Origin of the sequence: Ruminococcus sp. BSD2780120874_150323_B10 (genome assembly GCF_015553695.1) — a bacterium.
Classification (GTDB): domain Bacteria; phylum Bacillota; class Clostridia; order Oscillospirales; family Acutalibacteraceae; genus Ruminococcoides; species Ruminococcoides intestinale_A.
The window spans coordinates 57,214-77,178 of the sequence record NZ_JADNHD010000012.1; the positions used below are offsets into that span (position 1 = coordinate 57,214).

Genomic DNA, 19,965 nt, shown 5'->3' on the forward strand with positions numbered 1-19,965 from the left:
ATTATGTATCTTTTGCGGAGTACAGGTGCATTTTCCTGACGGGTCATTAAAATATCCGCACGGGCACGGATTCATTGCCGCAACCAACATAACGGTGCAAGGATAAGTGTAGCTTCCGTGCGAACGGGAAATCGTAATTTTTCCGTCCTCAATAGGCTGACGGAGCACTTCAAGCGACATTCGGGAAAATTCGGGTAATTCGTCAAGAAAAAGTACGCCGTTATGAGCAAGCGATACTTCACCCGGTCGAACTGTTCCTGTACCTCCTCCGCCAAGACCCACGGCAGTTACCGTATGATGCGGCGAACGGAACGGTCGTGTGCGTACAAGTCCGTTTTTGTCGAGCAAACCTGCTATTGAATGAATTTTTGTGGTTTCAATCATTTCTTCAAATGTCATATCGGGCAGAATTGACGGAATACGCTTTGCAAGCATACTTTTACCCGATCCGGGAGGACCGATTAACAGTATGTTGTGACCTCCTGCAGCCGCAATTTCCAGCGCTCTTTTTACTTCTGCCTGCCCCTTAACCTGTGAAAAATCGGGCACAAACTGTTTGTCTGTATTATCTTCATCAATTTTCGCAACGGCAGGTTCAATAGGTTTATCGCCGCTCAAGTGTGCAATCAGTTGTAAAATATTTTTAACGGGATAAACTTCAATGCCGTCAACCACTGCGCCCTCTGCGCCGTTTGCAAAAGGTACATATATCTTTTGATAACCGAGTTCACGGGCTTTTATTACCATAGGGAGTACGCCGTTTATGGGTCGTACATCTCCGCCGAGTGACAGTTCTCCCAAAAATGCCGAGTCGGAAATTTCCGCAACTACAGCGCCTGTCATCTTAAGCACTGCAATAAGAATTGGCAAATCGTATATAGGACCTTCCTTTTTTATATCGGCAGGGGCGAGGTTAATTGTGATATGTGCGGTCGGAAAATTAAATCCGCAATTTTTCATTGCACTTTTAACACGGTCACGACTTTCCTTTACGGCGGCGTCCGGCAGTCCTACCATATCAAATGCGGGAAATCCTTTGTTAATTGCGCCCTCAACCTCTACGGGATAGCTGTCCATTCCCATAAGACCGAAACTGTTAATTTTCACAACCATTTTAAGCACCTCTTATTAAAAACTACATAATATTATACCATTTTATCTTTTTGCTTACAAGTCAAAAAATATATAAATATGTAAATTCTGCACAATTATTGACGAACGGATTAAAAAAATTTACAAATAATATTTACTTTCTTATTGACAAATAAAAGGAAATAGGTTATTATTTACAGTAAGGAAAAGTCTTTTGAGGTGAGCTTGTGTCTGAATCGTTAAAAAATCTTTCAGAGCTTTCGGATGCAAAGCTTGCAGAGCTTGTAAAAAGCGGAAATGACAGTGCTTTTGATGTGCTTACGCTAAGATACTTGCGAAATATTGGCTTTTTGGCAAAAAAATATTCTGCGGACGGTTACGAGCGCAACGACTTTGTTCAGGAAGGACTTTTGGGACTTTTGTACGCTTGTCGAACATTTGACAGCAACAACAAAGCCTCTTTTAAAAGTTATGTTGATATTGTTGCGGAACGCAGATTTATTTCTATTGTGCGTAAAGCTCAAAGGCAAAAAGCCGTGCCGAGTTCAAGCCTTGTGTCGCTTGATGCAGACAACGACGAGCTTGAGGGCGAAAGTACAGACCCGGAGCAGCTGATGCTTGCAAAAGAACATTATTCTTTGCTTTTAGACGAACTTAAAACCTTGCTTTCGGAAAGAGAGTATACGGTACTGATGCTGTACTGCGGCGGAATGAGTTATGTTGAGGCTGCAAAAAAACTTGGCATATCCGCAAAGTCAGCCGACAATGCGTTGCAGAGAGCCAAAAAGAAAATTTCCTTACATTATATGTCCTTAAAAGATTAAGCGGTGCAATTCCGCAAAAGGGCAAAACAATTATACAGTACAAAAGTGAGGTAAAAAACAATGTACGAAGATAAGACATTAGTATGTAAAGAATGTGGAAATGAATTTGTTTTCACAGCAGGCGAGCAGGAATTTTATGCTGAAAAAGGTTTCGTAAACGAGCCACAGCGTTGCAAAGCTTGCAGACAGGCTCGTAAGAATGCTGCTAAACCGGCTCGTGAACTTTTTGAAACAACCTGCGCAGAGTGCGGCGGTGTTGCAAAGATTCCTTTCAAGCCAATGGAAGGCAAGTCTTACTACTGCAGCGATTGCTTTGCAAAGAGAAAGTAACAACAGACAGACTTATATTTATTATAGCGATTTTAAAAGACATTGTTTTAAAACCAATATAGTTTGTATATTTTTTTAAGCTGTAACGAACGGCGGATTTCATTGTGAATCCGCCGTTTTTCTCTTTTTAATGATGTTTTTGTGAGTTTTCCTTTTCAAAACTTTCATATATAAAACACAAAATCTCTATTGACATTTTGTAATACAGGCTTTAAAATAGTTACTAATCGGTAATAATTTAGATACAATTTTTTAACATTTTTGAAGTGATAAAGGAGTTTTCTTAATGGGAAAGCTTGGCTATATTGTAAGATGTATTGCACATATGGATTACAGCGCTCTTTTTGATACTGTAAAGCAGGTGCATAAACTTTCAGGCAAACCGAGAGCGGTTATACTCGCCGATATAGTTTCCTGCGGATTTAAGTACGGTGCAGGATATAAGGATTATTTGCTTTGTGAATTTTATAATCTCAACAGCGAACAGAGGGCAACATTTGTGACAAGAGGTATAAACAATACCGTTGTAAAGCTCTTGAATGACCCTGATTACTATCATATTCTTGATAATAAAACTGAATTTTACACTATGTTTAACGATTATCTTCACCGCAAGTGGCTTAATTTTGCAAAATGCAGTAAAAGTGAATTTGTTGATTTTATGCAGGAATTTGACGAAATTATATGTAAGCCTGATGATTTGTGCTGCGGCAAAGGTGTAGACAAGCTGAAAAAAGCGGATTTTGGCAGTCTTGACGATATGTATGACGAACTGAAAAGACGGCATATCAGTATTGTTGAAGAAGTGGTAAAACAGCATCACGATATGAGCAGAATCAACCCCGATTCCGTAAACACAATCCGTGTTTATACTGTTTTGACAGATGGCAAGGCTAATGCTATATATGCGTGTATCCGTATGGGCAACAGTGATCGCCCTGTAGATAATATTAACGCAGGCGGTATGTATTCGCCTATTGATATGAAAACGGGCAAAATTGCATTTCCTGCTTGTGATAAACAGAGAAAAGTTTACGAAAAACACCCACGCTCGGGATGTGAACTTAAAGGTTATCAAATTCCGTTCTGGGAGGAATCAATAGCTATGTGTTGTGAGGCGGCGGAAAAACTCCCGCAACTCGGATATATCGGTTGGGATGTTGCAATTACAGAGAACGGACCGTTGTTTATTGAGGCGAATAATATGCCCGGACACGACGCTTTACCGCAAATGCCGTTGCAAGCACCCGATAAAATCGGCTTTTTACCGACACTAAGACAATATGTTAAGGGAATATAAATTATTTGGCAAATTGTCGGCTTGGTGTCAGATTTTAAAATTTTTATTCTGATTTTTTACAAAAAATTTAACATATAATATCAAAAAGCACGGCTGTCATTATGACAGTTGTGCTTTTTTGCGCTTTCTGTATTTATTGCGACATAATGCAGTAAGATAAAATTATTTAACTCTTTGATTGCGTTAATGTTTAAAAATTACTTAATAACGGCTTAAATACTGATAAAAATAAGCATAAGAGTTATATTTACCGAATATAAATTAATTAATTTAGCAAGCAATATTATTTCTACAAAAGAATATATAAACTGCCTTCCACATACTGACAAAACGATTGAGTGCAAAATTTTATAATATAGGTAAAGGTTGCAGACAATGCTATCTATTATAATATAAAAAAGAAAAGGATGTTAAAAATGGAGGCAAAAAAAGCTCTGGTTCGCAAAAATTTTGATGGCTCGGCTGAATTTGCAAGAACGGTGATTACAAACATAGTATATTTTGTCAGCGGTGTTCTTGTGTCAAAGGGGGCAATGCTTGGAAATCTATCTCCTTTCGGAGCGTCTTTTGCGGCGGCTGTACCAAAAAAATATTTGCTGTCGGCACTTGCAGGCACAGGGCTTGGCTATATTTTGCTTACGCCCTCGGACAGCTTCAGGTATATAGCTGTTGTGGTTGCGATAGGAGGTATAAGGTGGCTTACAAGCGATATAAAAAGGGTGAAGAACAGCGCACTTTTTGCTCCGCTTGTTGCGTTTTTGCCTATTCTTGCAACGGGTGTTGTACTCACATTTGTCAGCACAAGCACGCTTTCCTCGCTTACCGACTGCATTATCGAGGCGGTGCTTGCAGGTACGGCGGCTTATTTTTTCAGCAGTACGGTAAGGCTTTCAACCGAAAGACGCAGTATTGCCGCATTTTCCCAACAGGAAACCGCAAGTCTTGTGCTTACAGGCTGTGTTTTAATGCTATCGTTCGGCAGTGTTGCCATTGAGGGCATTTCTGTCGGCAGAATACTTGCCGTTCTTGTTACCTTGCTTTGTGCAAGATACGGGGGTGTTGCAGGCGGTTCTGTCTGCGGAATTGCAACGGGAGCAATATTCAGTATTGCAAGCAGAAATCAAGGCTTTATCTGCGGCGGATACGCATTTGGCGGACTTATGGCAGGATTGTTTTCGACTGTCGGCAAATTTGCCTGCGTAATAGCGTTTATGATTTCCGATGCGGTTATGTGCCTTGCTTTCAGCGACAGGGTGGCTCTTGCCGAGGTACTTATAGAAAGTTTTACGGCGTCTGTCATTTTTATGATTCTGCCCAAAGAAGTAGGTAATTTTATTGCCCCTGTTTTTTCTCATGAAAAAAATGCTTCTCTCGGTGAAACTTTGAGGAAAAATGTGGTTATGAGGCTTGATTTTGCCTCAAAAGCCATTAATAATGTTAAAAACGATGTCAACGGAGTATCCGACAGACTTAAAAGGCTGTATTCGCCCACACTTGATATGGTATGCGACAATGTCAGGAAAAATGTCTGTTCAGGCTGTGGATTAAAAGTTTACTGTCACGATAAACAGGAGGGAGTGACCTATGATGATTTTCGTCGCCTTGAGGAAAGGCTTGAACAACAGGGAAGAGTGAGTGAAAACGATATTGAGGAGGTCTTTGTCAAAAAGTGCTGCAAAAAGCGTGAGATAGCCGACAGTATGAACAGCAATTACAGGGAATATATTTCTTGTCTGGAGGCTCAACGCAGGGTAGATGATGTACGCAGTGTCGTTGCGGGACAATTCTCGGGAATCGGGGATATTTTATCCGATTTATCTGATGAATTTAAAAGCGCAATGAAATGTGACACCGAGGCGGCAGAAAGGGTAATTTCCGCTTTGTCGGCTGTCGGAATTATTCCCATGGAATGTATTTGCCTTATAACTTCGGGCGGAAGAATGAATGTTGAACTTTCAATTTCTCCCAAATCAAAGCGCTTTTCAAAAGGACAGTTAATGCGTGAAATTTCAAAATGCTGCGGCAGAAGATTTGATTTGCCTCTTATTACCAAAGAGGGCGGCAGTATAATGGCAAAATTCTGCGAAATGCCTGTTTACGATGTGGAAATAGGTACGGAACAGCATATTGCAAATCGTGGCAAACTTTGCGGCGACTGCCTTAATTATTTTAACGACGGCACAGGCAATACTTATGCCATTGTGTGTGACGGTATGGGCACAGGCGGCAGAGCGGCGGTTGACGGCAATATGGCAACTTCTATTATGACAAGACTTCTCAAGTCCGGACTTACTCCGGAAAGCTCACTGCAGATTGTAAATTCTGCACTTATGGTAAAGAGTGAGGACGAATCGCTTTCAACAGTTGATGTGGCAAAAATAGATTTGTACAGCGGAAGAGTAACTCTTAACAAAGCAGGTGCACCGCTTACCTATATAAAGAAAAACGGCAGAGTGATTGCAAAAGAAATGCCGTCACTTCCTGCCGGAATACTTAACAATATTAAATTTTCGACCGATACGGTCAACTTGACAACAGGAGATATGGTGGTTATGGTGTCTGACGGTGTATTATCAGGTAACGAAAAATGGCTTGAAAATCTTATAAGAACATGGAACAAGGGCAGCACACAGGAACTTGCGCAGGCGGTTGTTGCGGAAGCAATAAAGCACCGCAATGACGGTCACGATGACGACATTACGGTGCTTGCTGTAAAATTGACTGATAACGAATAATCAGAAATCAACTGTTCCGATGTAAAGCGGAATGTTGCTTTCGTTATCTATAAGCATAAATATGAACGGACGGTCAAACTTTAGAGTGCTGTCAGCTGTTTTGGAGTCGGATTTAAGTGTGTTTGCGGTAACTGTTGCTTTAACGCTTTCACTGCCGCCGATACCTGCTGAATTTACGGTAACAGACGGCTGAATTTCGGAAATATCATTTACGAAAAGGTCATCTGAAAGAGTGATATTTGAAAGGTTAATGCTGTCGGTAAATATATCCGCAAGGCCGCAATTCTCAAGTTCGGATTTAAGGCTTGTAGGTTTGCCGTCTGACTTTATACTGAATTCGGGAACAGAGGCATTTGTAAGAGATGTTATTTTAAAGCTGTCGAGCATATCGGAATACTCAAGATATGTCATTGAGGATATGTAGCTTTCAAGCGAAGTATCCTCATTTGGCATAATTGCAACAAATTTTACAGGTGTGTTGCGCATATATTTTATAATGCCCTGCGCTTTGTCTGTATGAATATAATTTTCTGCAGAGGTCATATATTTTACTGTTTTTTCGCCGCTTTCGGAGTAAAAAGTACCGTCCGCAACAGCGTCTTTTTCGTAAGCGTTAAGCCATTCGTCATATATATCCGATGTGCTTGTACAGAAAAGGTTATTTGAGTTGTCAAGAGAAGTCACGGCATTTTCGCCGAGTACGGAATTAACCTTTTTAACTGCGTTTTCATCTGAAAATACAAATCTGAAAATATTTGCTCCGTAAAAGTCAGCGTTTGCCTTCAGAAAATTCTTTCTTATATCAACCGTGTCGTTAAAAAACATTGATTGATTAAGTTTTACATAAGCTTTTTCTGAATTTTTATCGTTTTCATCTGTATTTGTGCCGTCAGAAGAAAAGGCTTTAAGTCTGCTCTGAAAATATGACGAACATTGATTTTCGGAATCAAGTACAAGCTCATCACTCAGCGCATTGACAATATTTGTCTGGCTTTGTTTTGCGGCACCGTTTGCAAGTAATCCGAGTGTGAGAGCAGTATTTGCAGGCGCAAACACAAAACTCTTTTTATCGGAATTGTTTTTGTAATAGTTACGGAAAAGTTTTAATTCAAAATCACTTACTTCGCTTGAGTAAGAATTATATTCCGTAGGAGCGCTAACTGCTCCGTCGGAATAATTAAATGTGGTTTCAGTATCGCTGTTTCTTTCAACATTTTTTGAAAGATTTTCCTTGTCTGAAAAACTGTCTGCACTTGAGCAGGCTGTAAATGTTGCTGCGATTAAGCCTGCGCAAAGCAGGGCTGATATAGTTCTTTTCATTTATTTGAACGGTCCTTTCGTTAATCTTCATTGACGAGCTTTTTAGCGAGGTCATAAATTTTTTCTGCCGAATTTTCTTGTGCAAGATTGCCGCAAAACCTTTTCATTTCGGCAAGTTTGTCCGGATTGCCGAGAAGTCTGCAAACCTGTTCGGCACCATTTAATTTATCAAGCATAATTGCGGCACCCGTTTTTACAAGAAATTCTGCATTATCACGCTCTTGTCCGGGAAAAGCATTGTAAATTGCAAGCGGAAGTCGGCAGGCAAGACTTTCGGTAACTGTAAGTCCGCCGGGTTTTGTTACAATGAGGTCGGATATATGCATATAATCCTCAACATTGTCAACAAAGTACAGAAGTTTTGTGCAGTCCTGGGCATTAAGTTCTTCCATTACTTCTTTAAGATGTGTATAAAGGTGCTTGTTTCTTCCTGTAATTACGATAAATTGAATTTGCTTTTTCTGCAAAACAAGGCTTTTATAAAATTTTAATACGCTTGTAACGCCGAAAGAGCCTGCCATAAGCAAAACAGTCGGAATGTTGGGGTCAAGTCCCTCTCTTTTACAGATTTCAGCTTTATCAAACGGCTCGGAAAATCTGTCAAAAATCGGGATGCCGAGCGGATAAATTATATTTTTATCTACATCATATTCGTTGACTAATTTTTCCGCCATTTGAGGTTCGGCAAGTACATAAGCGTCAATGTTCGGTACAAAATATGTGCGGTGTGCGTCATAGTCTGTTATAAGGCTGATTGCTTTTGCACTGATTTTGCCCTTTCTTCTCAATCTTGATACCATCGTTGTAATAAACGGGTGGCACATAATGATAACATCGGGATTAAACTCATCTATAATGCTCAAAAGCTTGTTTGACATTGCGGTATTTGATTTCATAACTGCGTCATAGACGATGGTTTTACGGTCTGTTACTTTGTAGCACACACCGTAAACCTTCGGAATTTTTGTAGCCATAAAGTGATAACCGCCGCAGACTGTTTTGTCATAAACTTTGCCGATTGCTTTTAATGCGTCAACGACCTTTACCTCATTGTTTGCATCAAGCGCTTTTATTTTGGCGTCAAGTGCGGCAGCGGCTCTTTTGTGCCCGCCGCCGGTTGAGGCGGTAAAAATCAATATTTTCATAATAAAAAGCTCCATTAAATATTAATGTCTGTAAACTATATTATATCGTTAATATAAACAATTTTCAACCGAAAAGTAAAAAAAGATTAATAAATAATTTTTTGCAATAAATATTTGTCACAAAAATGTAGCATTGCATAAAAATTAAGGCTGAAAGTATAATTAAAATTTGGGAATTATTTTAGAATAATTTTTGAATTTATGTCTTTATTTTTACCAAAAAGTGTAGTAAAATTATATTGGTAACATACATAATAAAGAAATTGTAAATGTTCATTTCCCAAACGGAGGAATTTTTTAATGGCCGATTATGACAAGGATTTTATTTTTTACAATGATTCGGACGATGAACTTGTAGATGTTTCAAATGGTATTAAGACTGCCGAAGAATCTGCAAATTCTAAAAAAGGCGCAAAACATTCACCTTCGGGCGCTCACCATTATGCAGGTGTGTTTTCTTACGAAGACGAAAACAAACGCAAAAAGAAAAAAGAAAATAAAAAGTCTGAACCAAAGGAAAAAAGCGATAATAAAGACAATAAAAAAGACGGCAAAAAAAGTAATAAGAAAAAAATTATTATTGCAAGCTGCGCAGCCGGTGCGGTAGTTATCGGTATTGCCGTTGCGGGTGTGGTTATGCTTATGCCAAGCAAAAACGGACAGACTACTGTCGATAATCTTGGCTTGGGATTCCATTTTTCCGATGATGCACAGGTGTCGGGAATTTCACTTGCAGGCAAAACTTATGATGAGGCGCTCAAGCTTTTGACTTCAAAGCAGGAGTCGTTTATAACTCCTGTTTCAATTTCTGTAAAGGCGAAAGAAAAGACATACACAATTACACAGAAAGACTTAAAATATACATACAATACAGAGAGTGTTCTTACACAGCTTAAGAATGATGAACTTAACAAAGAAAGTTCGGGCAAAACCGCAAAGACATATACTGTCGTTGCCACTTGCACAGATGATTCTATCAAGAGCAATGCCGAAAAGATTAAAAAAGAAGTTGATGTAAAGGCGACAAATGCCCGTGTTTCTGAATTTAATCCGTATGACGGTGACAACAGATTTAAATATGCCGATGCCGAAAAAGGTGCGGAGCTTGACGAAAAAGACCTTGTTACACAGCTTTCGTCAGCTATAAAAAGCGGTACTGGCACAATGGCACTCAATGCTGTAGTTAAAGATGTTGACGCAGATATTTCTCTTGATATGGTTAAGAAAAATATTGTGAAGCTTTCTACATACGAAACCGTTTCTTACAACAGCGCAAACGGTAATTCAAATATGAAAACTGCGCTTGAGGCTTGCAACGGTTCTGTACTTGAACCGGGGGAAGTATGGTCGTTTAACGAATGCACAGGCGATTCAAACCTTTCTGAAAACGGTTACAAGCCTGCAGGTGTGATTGCAGACGGTAAACTTGTGCAGGGCAACGGCGGCGGAATTTGTCAGGCAAGTTCAACTATTTATAATGCCGCAATAAGAGCAAATGTTGAGATTGAGGAAAGATACTGCCACCTTTGGGCATCCGATTATGTTCCTACAGGTCTTGACGCAACAATTGATTATCCTAACCTTGACCTTAAGTTCTCTAATCAGACAGATTACCAGATGTTTATCGAATGTAAAATGGACGGTACAACGCTTTCTGCTACATTTTGGGGATGGCAAAGCCCTGATTATGATGAAATAAGAACAGAAAATGAAATCGGCTCTACAAGCGGAAAAGAATTTTCTGCAAGAGCGTGGAGAGTATATTATAAGGACGGCAAAGAAGTTGACCGTGAGGAACTCCCGTCATCCACTTATGAGAGCAGCGGCGGTATTGGCGGCGGCTCTGCCGACGGCGACGACGGTGTAGTTTCAAGACCGAGCAATAATAACTCGAACTCTTCTGACAATAACTCATCTTCAAACAATAACTCGTCATCACAGGTTACACCTGATGTACCTACCCCGGCTCCGGAGCCTGCTCCGCAGCCTGATCCGGAACCTACTGTAACTCCCGAACCCGATCCGGAACCGACTCCTGCTCCGACAGAACCGGAACCCGATCCGGAACCTACTCCGACAGAACCGGAAGTTACCGAATAATTTATAAAAAATCCTCCGTACATTTGTGCGGAGGTAAAATTTTAGAAAAGGGGTGTAGTGATGCCGTATTCTGTAGAGATAGATTTGCACGGTCACACCGTGGAAAGTGCGGGAAAAGTTTTAACGCAAAGATTAAAGCAATTGCCGAATGATGTGCGTGAAGTTACCGTTTTGCACGGATTTCACGGCGGAACTGCACTGCGAGATATGGTGCGCAGATATAAAAATCCGAAAATTGAGAGAAAAATTCTCGGGCTGAATCAAGGCGAAACCATATTTGTGATTGTTTCGTATAATAATAAAGAAAGGTGATATGTAATGTATATAGATTTTGATGGTATGCAAACAAAGGAACTTCCTAATTTTAAGGGAGGGGAAAAAACTTTCAGAGCCGATATGTTTGATGACGGCGATACCAAAATTATGCGTGGCAGACTTGAAAGCGGTGCGTCAATCGGACTTCATACTCATGAGGGTAACTGCGAGATTATTTATATTCTTAGCGGCAACGGCAAGGTAAAGTATGATGATACGGAAGAAAAACTTTCCGCAGGCTCTTGCCATTATTGCCCAAAGGGACACAGCCACAGTTTGATTAATGACGGTGAAGAGGATCTTGTGTTTTTTGCAGTAGTTCCTGAGTTAAGATAAATCGAATACAATATAAAAAAGGACAGCTTTTTACGGCTGTCCCTTTTAATTAGGGTCTTTATAATGAGTTGGGGTAAATAATGGTTTAGCACACAAAGTTTAGTGTAATAAATTCAAAATTTAGGTCAACCCTTTTTAAAGGGTTGCGGGTTTGGGCAGAGCCCATAAAAAGTTTTATTTAGGACAAATTTGCAGGCGCAAACAGCTTGGCTGTTTGCGTGCTAAGACTATGTTTGAAAAAACAGGCGACAGCCTTTAAAAAAGAATAATTAAAATAATGTGCCGTCATTGCGTAGCAAAGACGGCACAAATTATAAGAATATTTTTTTGTTGCTACCGCAATTAAAAGTTCTTCGTTATGTTTAAGTCGCCAAACGGCAAGCTGTTTGGCTATCAAAAATTTGCAATAGCATAAAGTTTGTGGGCGTTGCCCGCACCTACAACCTTTGAAAAGGATGACCAAACTTTTAACTTCGGGACGGAAAGTTTAGCTTTTGCTTTACTTTGTTGCCCGATTGATAATCCGTTAAACCATTACCTATAATAATAGTATAGAGATTTTACTTGCTTTTTTCGCTCATTTCTTTAATTATATCAGCTACAAGCTCTCTTTCATCCATATGGTATTTTATGCCTTTAATTTCCTGATAGTCCTCATGACCTTTGCCCGCAAGAACGATAATATCGCCGTCCTGTGCGTTTTCCATACAATATCTTATTGCGTCCTTACGATTAGGAACAACTACATATTTACCGTCTGTCTTTGCAAGACCTGTCTTGATGTCCTCGATAATATCCATAACATCTTCAAAACGGGAGTTATCCTCTGTGATTACGGAGAGGTCGGAAAGTCTGCCCGAAGTTTCGCCCATTTCGTATCTCCTCACCTTTGGACGGTTGCCGCCTGCACCAAACATTGTAATAAGGCGGTTAGGTTTATAAAGTCGGAGTGTTGAAAGCACATTTTCCATAGAAAGTGCGTTATGAGCGTAATCTATTATAAGCGAATAGTTGCCCGGTACGGGTACAGGTTCAACTCTGCCTTTAACCTTTGCTTTGTGAAGACCCTCGACAATAGCTTTGTCGGGAATATCGAAGAAAGATACGGCACTGATTGCGGCAAGCGCATTATAAACATTAAATTTACCGGGGATATTTACATCAAGCGAAAGTTTCTTTTTTCCGCTTAATTCAAAGTGAACGCCGATAAATCCGTTTTCAAATAATAAATGTTCATCGGACGCAACAAAGTCGGCTTTATTTGAGAAACCGAATGTTACAGGTTTTTCAACTGCAAGTTTTGTGATTTCGGTAAATTTTTCATCGTCAATATTTCCGGCAGAGTGTCTGCACTGTCCGAAAAGCAGACTTTTACAGTAAAGATATTCAGCCATATCCTTATGTTCAACACCGCCGATATGGTCGTGTGAAAAGTTTGTAAATATGCCTACATCAAATGTAATATCAGCAAGTCTGTAATGCTTTAAGCCGATTGAGCTTGCCTCAATAACCATAGCTTTACAGCCGCACTCAAGCATATCGTGCATAGCTTTTTGAATTTCGTATGATTCCGGAGTTGTGTTGTCTGTTTTTACAACTTTTCCGTCATATAAAATACCGAGAGTGCCGATTGTGCCTGTTTTGATTCCTGCACATTCAAGAATAGATGCAATCATAGCGGTTGTGGTTGTTTTGCCTTTTGTACCTGTAATTGCAATGGTCTTTAGTTTTTCGGCGGGTCTGCCAAAAAACTCGGCGCTGATATACGCAAGTGCTTTTCGTGTGTTTTCCACTTTAATAACCGCAACATTCTTCGGTACATCGAATGAAAGGTCATCACTTATTATAAGGGCAGCGGCGCCTTTTTCAACAGCGGATTGCGCATACTTGTGACCGTCGGATGTGTATCCCTTAAGACATACGAAAGCTGTACCGTCGGTAACTTTTCGGGAATCATATATAATATCGGTTATTTCGGGATTGCCGTCATTTATTACGGTATATTCAATGTTTGCAAGTAAATTGCTTAGTTTCATAATAAATTCACTCCGTTTTTAGTTGTGATTACTATTACATTATAACAATTCAGGGAAAATAATACAACAATAATAATGAATTTTTTTGGAGTGTGTTTATTGTGCGAAAAGGCTTATTTTATCTGTTGGTGAAAATTACCTAAAAAGCACCTATGTAAACGAAAATATGTGCATTTAGCTGATAAGAAACGAATTTAAGTAATTTACGAAAATAAAACGATAATCTCCAAATGAACAAGTTGCACAAAGAAAATATTGTTATTATTAACAAAAAGCCAGAGATAATTTTGTAAATAAAATCAAAATTTCAAAATTTAACTTGCAAAATGCACAAAAATAATTTAAAGTTTTAACACTCTGTATAAAAAGTACAAAGGTAGTTGCAATTTGTATGATTTTTTGGTATCATAAATGTAGTGAAAGGACAGAGGGACTGTCCTCACATCATTCAAATGGAATGAAAGTTTATATTTTATGAAAGAAGGAAATATCCGATGAAAAAGATTTTTGCCGTTCTTTTGGCAAGTATGATGGCTGCTACAGCACTTGTTGGCTGCGGCGGTTCAGGTGACAGCAGTACAGCTTCAAAAACAGAATCAAAGGGTGACAGTGCTTCTGCAACAAGCAACGACTTTGGTGACGAAGACAACATTACACTTAAAGTATGGGCTCCTGATAATGCAGTTTCTACTTTTGAAAAAGAGTGCGAGGCATTCAAGGCTCTTTATCCGGACAAGAAGATTGATATTACAGTAGTTGCTCAGACTGAGAAAGATGCTGCTACAAACCTTCTTAATGATGCCTCAGCTGCTGCCGATGTATTCGGTTTCGCAAGTGACCAGCTCAACAAGCTTCAGACAGCAGGCGTTATTGCACAGGCTGCTTATGCTGAAGATATTTCTAAGAGAGATACAGCAGAGTCAGTTTCAGCTGCAACACTCGACGGTAAGATTTACGCTTATCCGGAAACAGGTGATAACGGTTACTACCTCGTATATGATAAGTCAGTAGTTTCTGACGAGCAGGCAGGCAGATTTGAGGATGTCCTCGAAGCTTGTAAGGCCGGAGGTAAGAAGTTCATCATGAACGCAGGTGACGGCTTCTACGCATGTATGTTCACATTCACAGGCGGTCTTAAGACCGATGGTCTTGAGGATGACGGCATTACTCAGAAGTACACAGATTATGATGAGGCCGAGGTAGTTGCAACACTCCAGGCTTTCTCAAAGCTTATACACGACTATAAGGGTACATTCCAGTCACTTTCACTAGACGCTATTTCTTCCGGTTTCTCACAGAAGTCTTGCGGTGCCGGTATCGACGGTTCTTGGAACACAGTTCCTGACAAGAAAGCTCTTGGCGACAACTTCGGTGCAGCTAAGCTCCCAACAATCGATGTAAACGGCGAAGCTAAGCAGATAATTTCAATGCTCGGTTACAAGCTCATCGGTGTAAACGCATCTTCTAAGTTCCCGCGTTCAGCTCAGATCCTTGCTAACTATCTCACAGGCGAAGAGTGCCAGAGAGAAAGAGCTACAGAGCTCGGTTGGGGTCCTTCAAACCAGACTGTAAACGGTGAAGAAGTTGTTACAGGCAGTGCAGTACTTACAGCTATTGCTGAGCAGGGTAAGTTCGCTGTACCACAGGTAAGTATAGCTTCAACATTCTGGGATCCAAATGCAAACCTCGGTAACAAGCTCATTGCTGACGAAACAGATCCTTCAAACGCTGACTTCTTCAAGCAGTTACTCACAGACACAATCGCAAACGTAAGAGACGAATAATTTTAGTTTTCAAAATAAATCTTCTCATACTCGTGGGGCTCTCAAGTAGCTGAGAGCCCCATTGAGTGAAAACTCGTTATCAATGTCGCAGACATTGTAATTAATTTACACCAAACTACTAATGTATTTATGATGCTAATTGATAACGCAGAATATATTATTAGTTTGGTGTAGGTTTTGCAAACTATTTTAAGGAGAGCTTATTAATGAAATATATTGATTATGTACAGCTTAATCCTTTCCAGAAGTTTGCCTATAATGCTAAAAACTTTTTCAAAGCTTTGCCCGGTAAAGTGGCAGGCTTTTTTAAAGCAATAGGAAATGCTATTGTGAAGTTTTTTCTTGGCATTGGCAAGGGATTTGCTAATTACGGCAAAACCTTTGTAAACGGAGATATTATGACAAAGCTTTCTTACCTTATTTTCGGCCTTGGTGACATTTCAAAAGGTAAGTACTATAAGGGTATTTTATTCTTCCTTTCAGAAGTTTTGTACATTCTCTATATGGTATTCTTTGGTTGGGGTTACATTTCCAAGTTTGGTTCGCTTGGTACTGTTGAGACTCACACAGAGATGGACGGCATTTTCCCTGTAACTGTTTACGGTGATAACTCAATGCTTATCCTCCTTTATTCTGTACTTACCATTGTAATTACAGTAGTTGTATTTGCCATTTACATAGCAAATATAAAAGATGCTTACAAGCATCAGCTTCTTGTTGCAGCAGGCAAAAAGCCAACTTCATTAAGAACTGATATCAAGGAATTTCTTGACGGTAAGTATCACATTACACTTTTGTCTTTCCCTGTACTGATGATTGGTATTTTCCAGATTCTTCCACTCATCTTTATGATACTTATAGCATTCACAAACTATGACCTTCAGCATATGCCTCCGGGAACATTGTTCCACTGGGTTGGTTTCCAAAACTTTGCATCTGTATTTGATGTAGCTAACTCTGCAACAAGAGCTACAACATTCGTAGAACTTGCTAAGTGGACACTTGTTTGGGCTGTTTGCGCTACTTTCACAAACTACATCCTTGGTATGATTATTGCTCTTATGATCAACAAAAAGGGTATTAAGTTCAAGGCTTTGTGGAGAACTCTCTTTGTTATTGCAATCGCTGTACCACAGTTTGTATCACTTCTTCTTATGAATCAGATGCTCCAGACTGACGGTGCATTTAATGTGTTACTTACAGATATTAGCAGATGGTTCAATCCTGATGCCGCGGTGGTGGAAATTCAGTGGCTTAACACTGACCCTAACATCGCTAAGATAGTAGTTATCATTGTAAACCTTTGGGTAGGTATTCCTTACACAATTCTTTCAATGTCAGGTATTCTTATGAATATTCCTGAAGACCTCTACGAATCAGCCCGTATTGACGGTGCAGGCCCTGTAAAAACATTTACAAGCATTACACTTCCTTACATGCTCTTCGTAACAACACCACAGCTTATTACTCAGTTCGTTGGTAACATCAATAACTTTAACGTTATCTACCTCCTCACAGGCGGTGGTCCAACAACGGAGAAATTCTATCAGGCAGGTTATACAGATATCCTCGTAACATGGTTGTTCAAACTTACTATGAACTCTTCTGACTACAACCTTGCTGCGGCGATCGGTATCATTGTATTTATTATCTGCGCTGTGCTTTCACTTATTGTATTTAACTCATCTAAATCTGCAAAAGACGAGGAGGCGTTCTCATGATAAAAAGCTACAAACTCAGAAGAGGTTTGGCAAATACTTTTATCTACATAATCCTCGCTATTCTCGGATTTATTTGGATTTGCCCATTCATCTATCTTTTAATGCACTCGTTCCGTGCAGAAGGTGTTACTGTAGTAAACTATCTCATTCCTCGTGAATGGACTTTCCAGAACTACATTGACCTTTTTACAAACCACGGTACACTTAACTTTACAAAATGGTTTATAAACACATTTGTTGTTGCATGCTTTAGCTGCGTAATTTCTACAATTTCTGTACTTATGGTAAGTTACGCATTCAGCCGCTTAAGATTTAAATCCCGTAAAAAGTTTATCAATGTTGGTATGATTCTCGGTATGTTCCCGGGCTTTATGACAATGATTGCTATTTACTACCTCTTAAAGGCTATGGGTCTTACACAGACACTCGTAGCACTTGTAATTTGTTACAGTGCCGGTGCAGGTCTTGGTTATCAGATTTCAAAGGGCTTCTTTGATACAATTCCAAGAGCTCTTGACGAGGCGGCAACTATTGACGGTGCAACTAAGAACCAGATTTTCTGGAAGATTATTCTTCCTATGTCAAAACCAATCGTAGTTTATACAGTTCTTACATCATTCATTGGACCTTGGACAGACTTTATTCTTGCTAAGATCATCATGGGTGATAAGCGTGATTACTACACTGTTGCAATCGGTTTGCAGCTTATGGTTGACCTTGACTTTAAGACACAGTACTACAAGCAGTTCCTTGCAGGTTCAGTAGTAGTTGCTGTTCCGATTACCCTCCTCTTCCTTAAGATGCAGAAGTATTATGTCGAAGGTGTAACAGCCGGCGGCGTAAAGGGTTAATCTTTATTTGCACATTTTTGGGTGGCAGTCTTTGGCTGCCATCCTTTTTAGTTAAGTTTTAAATTATGGCTTGCAGCATAGTTAAGATTAAAAAAATTAAAATATAGGTCAAGCCTTTTTAGGCTTGTGTGTGTTTTACACATACCTATAATCTTTGCAAAGTTTGACCGAACTTTTATGATTGATGAAATATTTTGCAAACCATAATCTTTATAGCCTATAAAGAATACATTTCAATTCTTACTTAACTTTATTGATTTTATAAGGAGGATTTATGAAAAAAATTTTTACACTTTTACTTATTGCTTCAATTTCTACAAGTGCAATTCTTGCAGGCTGCGGTACTAAAGAATATGATGATCCGGTAAATACTCTTACAGCCACAGCATCAACCGATAAATACCGTAACTATTATCAGATTTTTGTTAATTCATTTGCAGATTCAAACGGTGATCAAGTCGGTGATTTGCAAGGTATTATTGATAATCTTGATTATCTTAATGACGGAGATCCAAATACAGGCAATGACCTTGGCGTTGACGGTATATGGCTAACACCTATAATGCCTTCGCCGTCATATCATAAATATGATGTAACCGATTATTACAATATTGACCCTGATTTCGGCACACTTGAAACTTTTGACAAACTTGTTTCAGAATGTCATAAGCGTGGTATTAACATCATACTTGACCTTGTGTTAAATCATGCATCTTCACAGCATCCTTATTATTTAAAGGCTGTCGAAGAGGTGGAAGAGGGCAATCTTGACGGTTATGCACAGTATTTTGAAATTCATCCCACTTCATATTTTGATTCTGATACACAGACAAATTATTTGTCACATGCAATGGCTTGTGAGGCTAATTTTACTGAGGAAATGCCTGAATGGAATTTAAATTCTGAAAAAACAAGAGAAGAATTTGCAAAAATTACAAAATTCTGGCTTGACAGAGGTGTTGACGGTTTCAGACTTGACGCCGTAAAATATTTTTCTAATAAATCCACCGACGGCACGGAATTTTTGAACTGGTTCTGTGATAAATGTAAGGAAACAAATCCTGATGTTTATGTAGTAGGTGAAAACTGGGACGATGATTCAAAGATTCAGGAAATCTTTAAGTCGGGAATTGACAGTCAGTTTGCATTTAAATTCTCACAGTCAAGTGGCACACTTACAACCGAGGTCATAGCACAGCGTGGTACGGCTATCGCTAAAAAGGTAATGAATTATAACGATAAGATGTACAACAATAACGAGAATTACATTCCGACAATGTTCCTGTCAAATCACGATATGGTGAGAAGCGGTAACTCGCTTGAACCTAAGGGTCTTAGTTATCAGAAAATGGCAGCCTCAGTGTATATGTTGTTCCCGGGCAATCCATTTATCTATTACGGCGAGGAAATCGGAATTACTGCTCCAAATACAACTTCCGATTCGGCTTATCGTACACCGATGATATTTGACAGCAATAATTTGCCGAATATTTGGGTAAACGGTGTAGGTGATGTTGCGAAAGATACTAAATACGGCGGCGCTAAGCAACAGCAGGCTGACCCCAATTCTTTACTTAGCTTTTACAGCAGAATTATAAAAATCAAAAATCAAAACCCTGAGATTGCTCGTGGCAAAATTACAGGACTTCAAACCTTTGACAATACTGCAATTTGTGCTTACTATGTTGAGTATAACGGAACAAAGCTGATGATTATTCATAATATGAATGCAGAGGAAAACGCTGAGCTTACCATTACCGATGATATGATAGCTAATCCTGAAATCAGAGCAGAGCTTGTTGCAAGCTCACCTGTTGACAAGGATGGTGCTTTTACTTCGACAGAAGATGAAAATGCCGTTTATCAGCACACAGCTATAAAAGAAGGTGTGCTTACAATGCCTGCACAGTCAACTGTAATTTTAAAGACAGCAGAAAATTCAAAATAATTTTGAATTTTCGCTTTAAAGTGCTAAAATGCTATTGACATTTAAAAAATTCCGCTATATAATAGTATTAATTTATAAGATAAACCATTGAGCAAGAGTAGTAAGATTAATCGGCGCTTTAAGAGAGT

Annotated in this window: 15 protein-coding genes and 1 other annotated feature (1 of these 16 only partly in view); of the genes, 11 read left to right on the forward strand and 4 right to left on the reverse strand. The window is 39.3% G+C overall.

The window, feature by feature from the left end:
- The coding region (locus I2E21_RS08875) for a YifB family Mg chelatase-like AAA ATPase (RefSeq protein WP_195411097.1) at nucleotides 1–1,113 on the reverse strand (1,113 nt) is incomplete at its 3' end.
- Between the two features lie 206 nt (nucleotides 1,114–1,319).
- On the opposite strand from I2E21_RS08875, the gene I2E21_RS08880 reads away from it, so the two are divergent.
- From I2E21_RS08880 to I2E21_RS08895, 4 genes are all read left to right on the forward strand, one after another.
- Nucleotides 1,320–1,916, forward strand: a complete 597-nt coding sequence (locus I2E21_RS08880) for a sigma-70 family RNA polymerase sigma factor (RefSeq protein ID WP_195411098.1) — start codon at nucleotides 1,320–1,322, stop codon at nucleotides 1,914–1,916.
- Nucleotides 1,917–1,976: 60 nt separating this feature from the next.
- Nucleotides 1,977–2,246 (forward strand): zinc-ribbon domain containing protein, encoded by a 270-nt coding sequence (locus I2E21_RS08885; RefSeq protein WP_022235006.1) that lies wholly within the window; start codon nucleotides 1,977–1,979, stop codon nucleotides 2,244–2,246.
- A gap of 286 nt (nucleotides 2,247–2,532) precedes the next feature.
- The gene (locus tag I2E21_RS08890) at nucleotides 2,533–3,546 is read left to right on the forward strand and encodes a sugar-transfer associated ATP-grasp domain-containing protein (RefSeq protein ID WP_186935698.1); all 1,014 of its coding nucleotides are present in this window, start codon (nucleotides 2,533–2,535) and stop codon (nucleotides 3,544–3,546) included.
- Between the two features lie 416 nt (nucleotides 3,547–3,962).
- Nucleotides 3,963–6,281 (forward strand): serine/threonine-protein phosphatase, encoded by a 2,319-nt coding sequence (locus tag I2E21_RS08895; protein ID WP_195411099.1) that lies wholly within the window; start codon nucleotides 3,963–3,965, stop codon nucleotides 6,279–6,281.
- On the opposite strand, the gene I2E21_RS08900 is transcribed toward I2E21_RS08895, so the two are convergent.
- Together I2E21_RS08900 and I2E21_RS08905 are read right to left on the reverse strand one after the other, a co-directional pair.
- Nucleotides 6,282–7,601 carry a serpin family protein gene (locus tag I2E21_RS08900; protein WP_195411100.1) on the reverse strand — a complete coding sequence of 440 codons (1,320 nt, stop codon included), beginning with the start codon at nucleotides 7,599–7,601 and terminating at the stop codon, nucleotides 6,282–6,284. It abuts the gene before it with no gap.
- Nucleotides 7,602–7,621: 20 nt separating this feature from the next.
- Nucleotides 7,622–8,746 (reverse strand): glycosyltransferase, encoded by a 1,125-nt coding sequence (locus I2E21_RS08905; protein WP_195411101.1) that lies wholly within the window; start codon nucleotides 8,744–8,746, stop codon nucleotides 7,622–7,624.
- Between the two features lie 300 nt (nucleotides 8,747–9,046).
- Here I2E21_RS08905 and I2E21_RS08910 point away from each other — a divergent pair, with 300 nt between their 5' ends.
- The 3 genes from I2E21_RS08910 to I2E21_RS08920 are packed head-to-tail and all read left to right on the forward strand — an operon-like array spanning nucleotide 9,047 to nucleotide 11,497.
- Nucleotides 9,047–10,846, forward strand: a complete 1,800-nt coding sequence (locus tag I2E21_RS08910) for a VanW family protein (RefSeq protein WP_195411102.1) — start codon at nucleotides 9,047–9,049, stop codon at nucleotides 10,844–10,846.
- 60 nt (nucleotides 10,847–10,906) lie between these two features.
- Complete coding sequence (locus I2E21_RS08915; protein WP_195411103.1) at nucleotides 10,907–11,158, forward strand: Smr/MutS family protein; 252 nt, start codon at nucleotides 10,907–10,909, stop codon at nucleotides 11,156–11,158.
- A 6-nt stretch (nucleotides 11,159–11,164) separates the two neighbouring features.
- Nucleotides 11,165–11,497 carry a cupin domain-containing protein gene (locus I2E21_RS08920; RefSeq protein WP_195411104.1) on the forward strand — a complete coding sequence of 111 codons (333 nt, stop codon included), beginning with the start codon at nucleotides 11,165–11,167 and terminating at the stop codon, nucleotides 11,495–11,497.
- Between the two features lie 560 nt (nucleotides 11,498–12,057).
- Here I2E21_RS08920 and I2E21_RS08925 read toward each other — a convergent pair.
- Nucleotides 12,058–13,533 (reverse strand): UDP-N-acetylmuramoyl-L-alanyl-D-glutamate--2,6-diaminopimelate ligase, encoded by a 1,476-nt coding sequence (locus tag I2E21_RS08925; RefSeq protein WP_195411105.1) that lies wholly within the window; start codon nucleotides 13,531–13,533, stop codon nucleotides 12,058–12,060.
- Between the two features lie 494 nt (nucleotides 13,534–14,027).
- On the opposite strand from I2E21_RS08925, the gene I2E21_RS08930 reads away from it, so the two are divergent.
- The 4 genes from I2E21_RS08930 (at nucleotide 14,028) to I2E21_RS08945 (ending at nucleotide 19,837) form a co-directional block, all read left to right on the forward strand.
- A complete protein-coding gene (locus I2E21_RS08930; protein ID WP_195411106.1) occupies nucleotides 14,028–15,317 on the forward strand; it encodes an extracellular solute-binding protein in 1,290 nt (429 codons plus the stop codon).
- A 206-nt stretch (nucleotides 15,318–15,523) separates the two neighbouring features.
- Nucleotides 15,524–17,038 carry a sugar ABC transporter permease gene (locus tag I2E21_RS08935; RefSeq protein ID WP_022234994.1) on the forward strand — a complete coding sequence of 505 codons (1,515 nt, stop codon included), beginning with the start codon at nucleotides 15,524–15,526 and terminating at the stop codon, nucleotides 17,036–17,038.
- On the forward strand, nucleotides 17,035–17,889 hold the full coding sequence (locus I2E21_RS08940) for a sugar ABC transporter permease (RefSeq protein ID WP_195411107.1): 855 nt from the start codon (nucleotides 17,035–17,037) through the stop codon (nucleotides 17,887–17,889). Before I2E21_RS08935 ends, I2E21_RS08940 begins: the two co-directional genes overlap by 4 nt.
- 274 nt (nucleotides 17,890–18,163) lie before the next feature.
- On the forward strand, nucleotides 18,164–19,837 hold the full coding sequence (locus tag I2E21_RS08945; RefSeq protein ID WP_195411108.1) for an alpha-amylase family glycosyl hydrolase: 1,674 nt from the start codon (nucleotides 18,164–18,166) through the stop codon (nucleotides 19,835–19,837).
- Between the two features lie 78 nt (nucleotides 19,838–19,915).
- Nucleotides 19,916–19,965 (forward strand) — a binding site (T-box leader) (it continues 196 nt past the right edge of the window).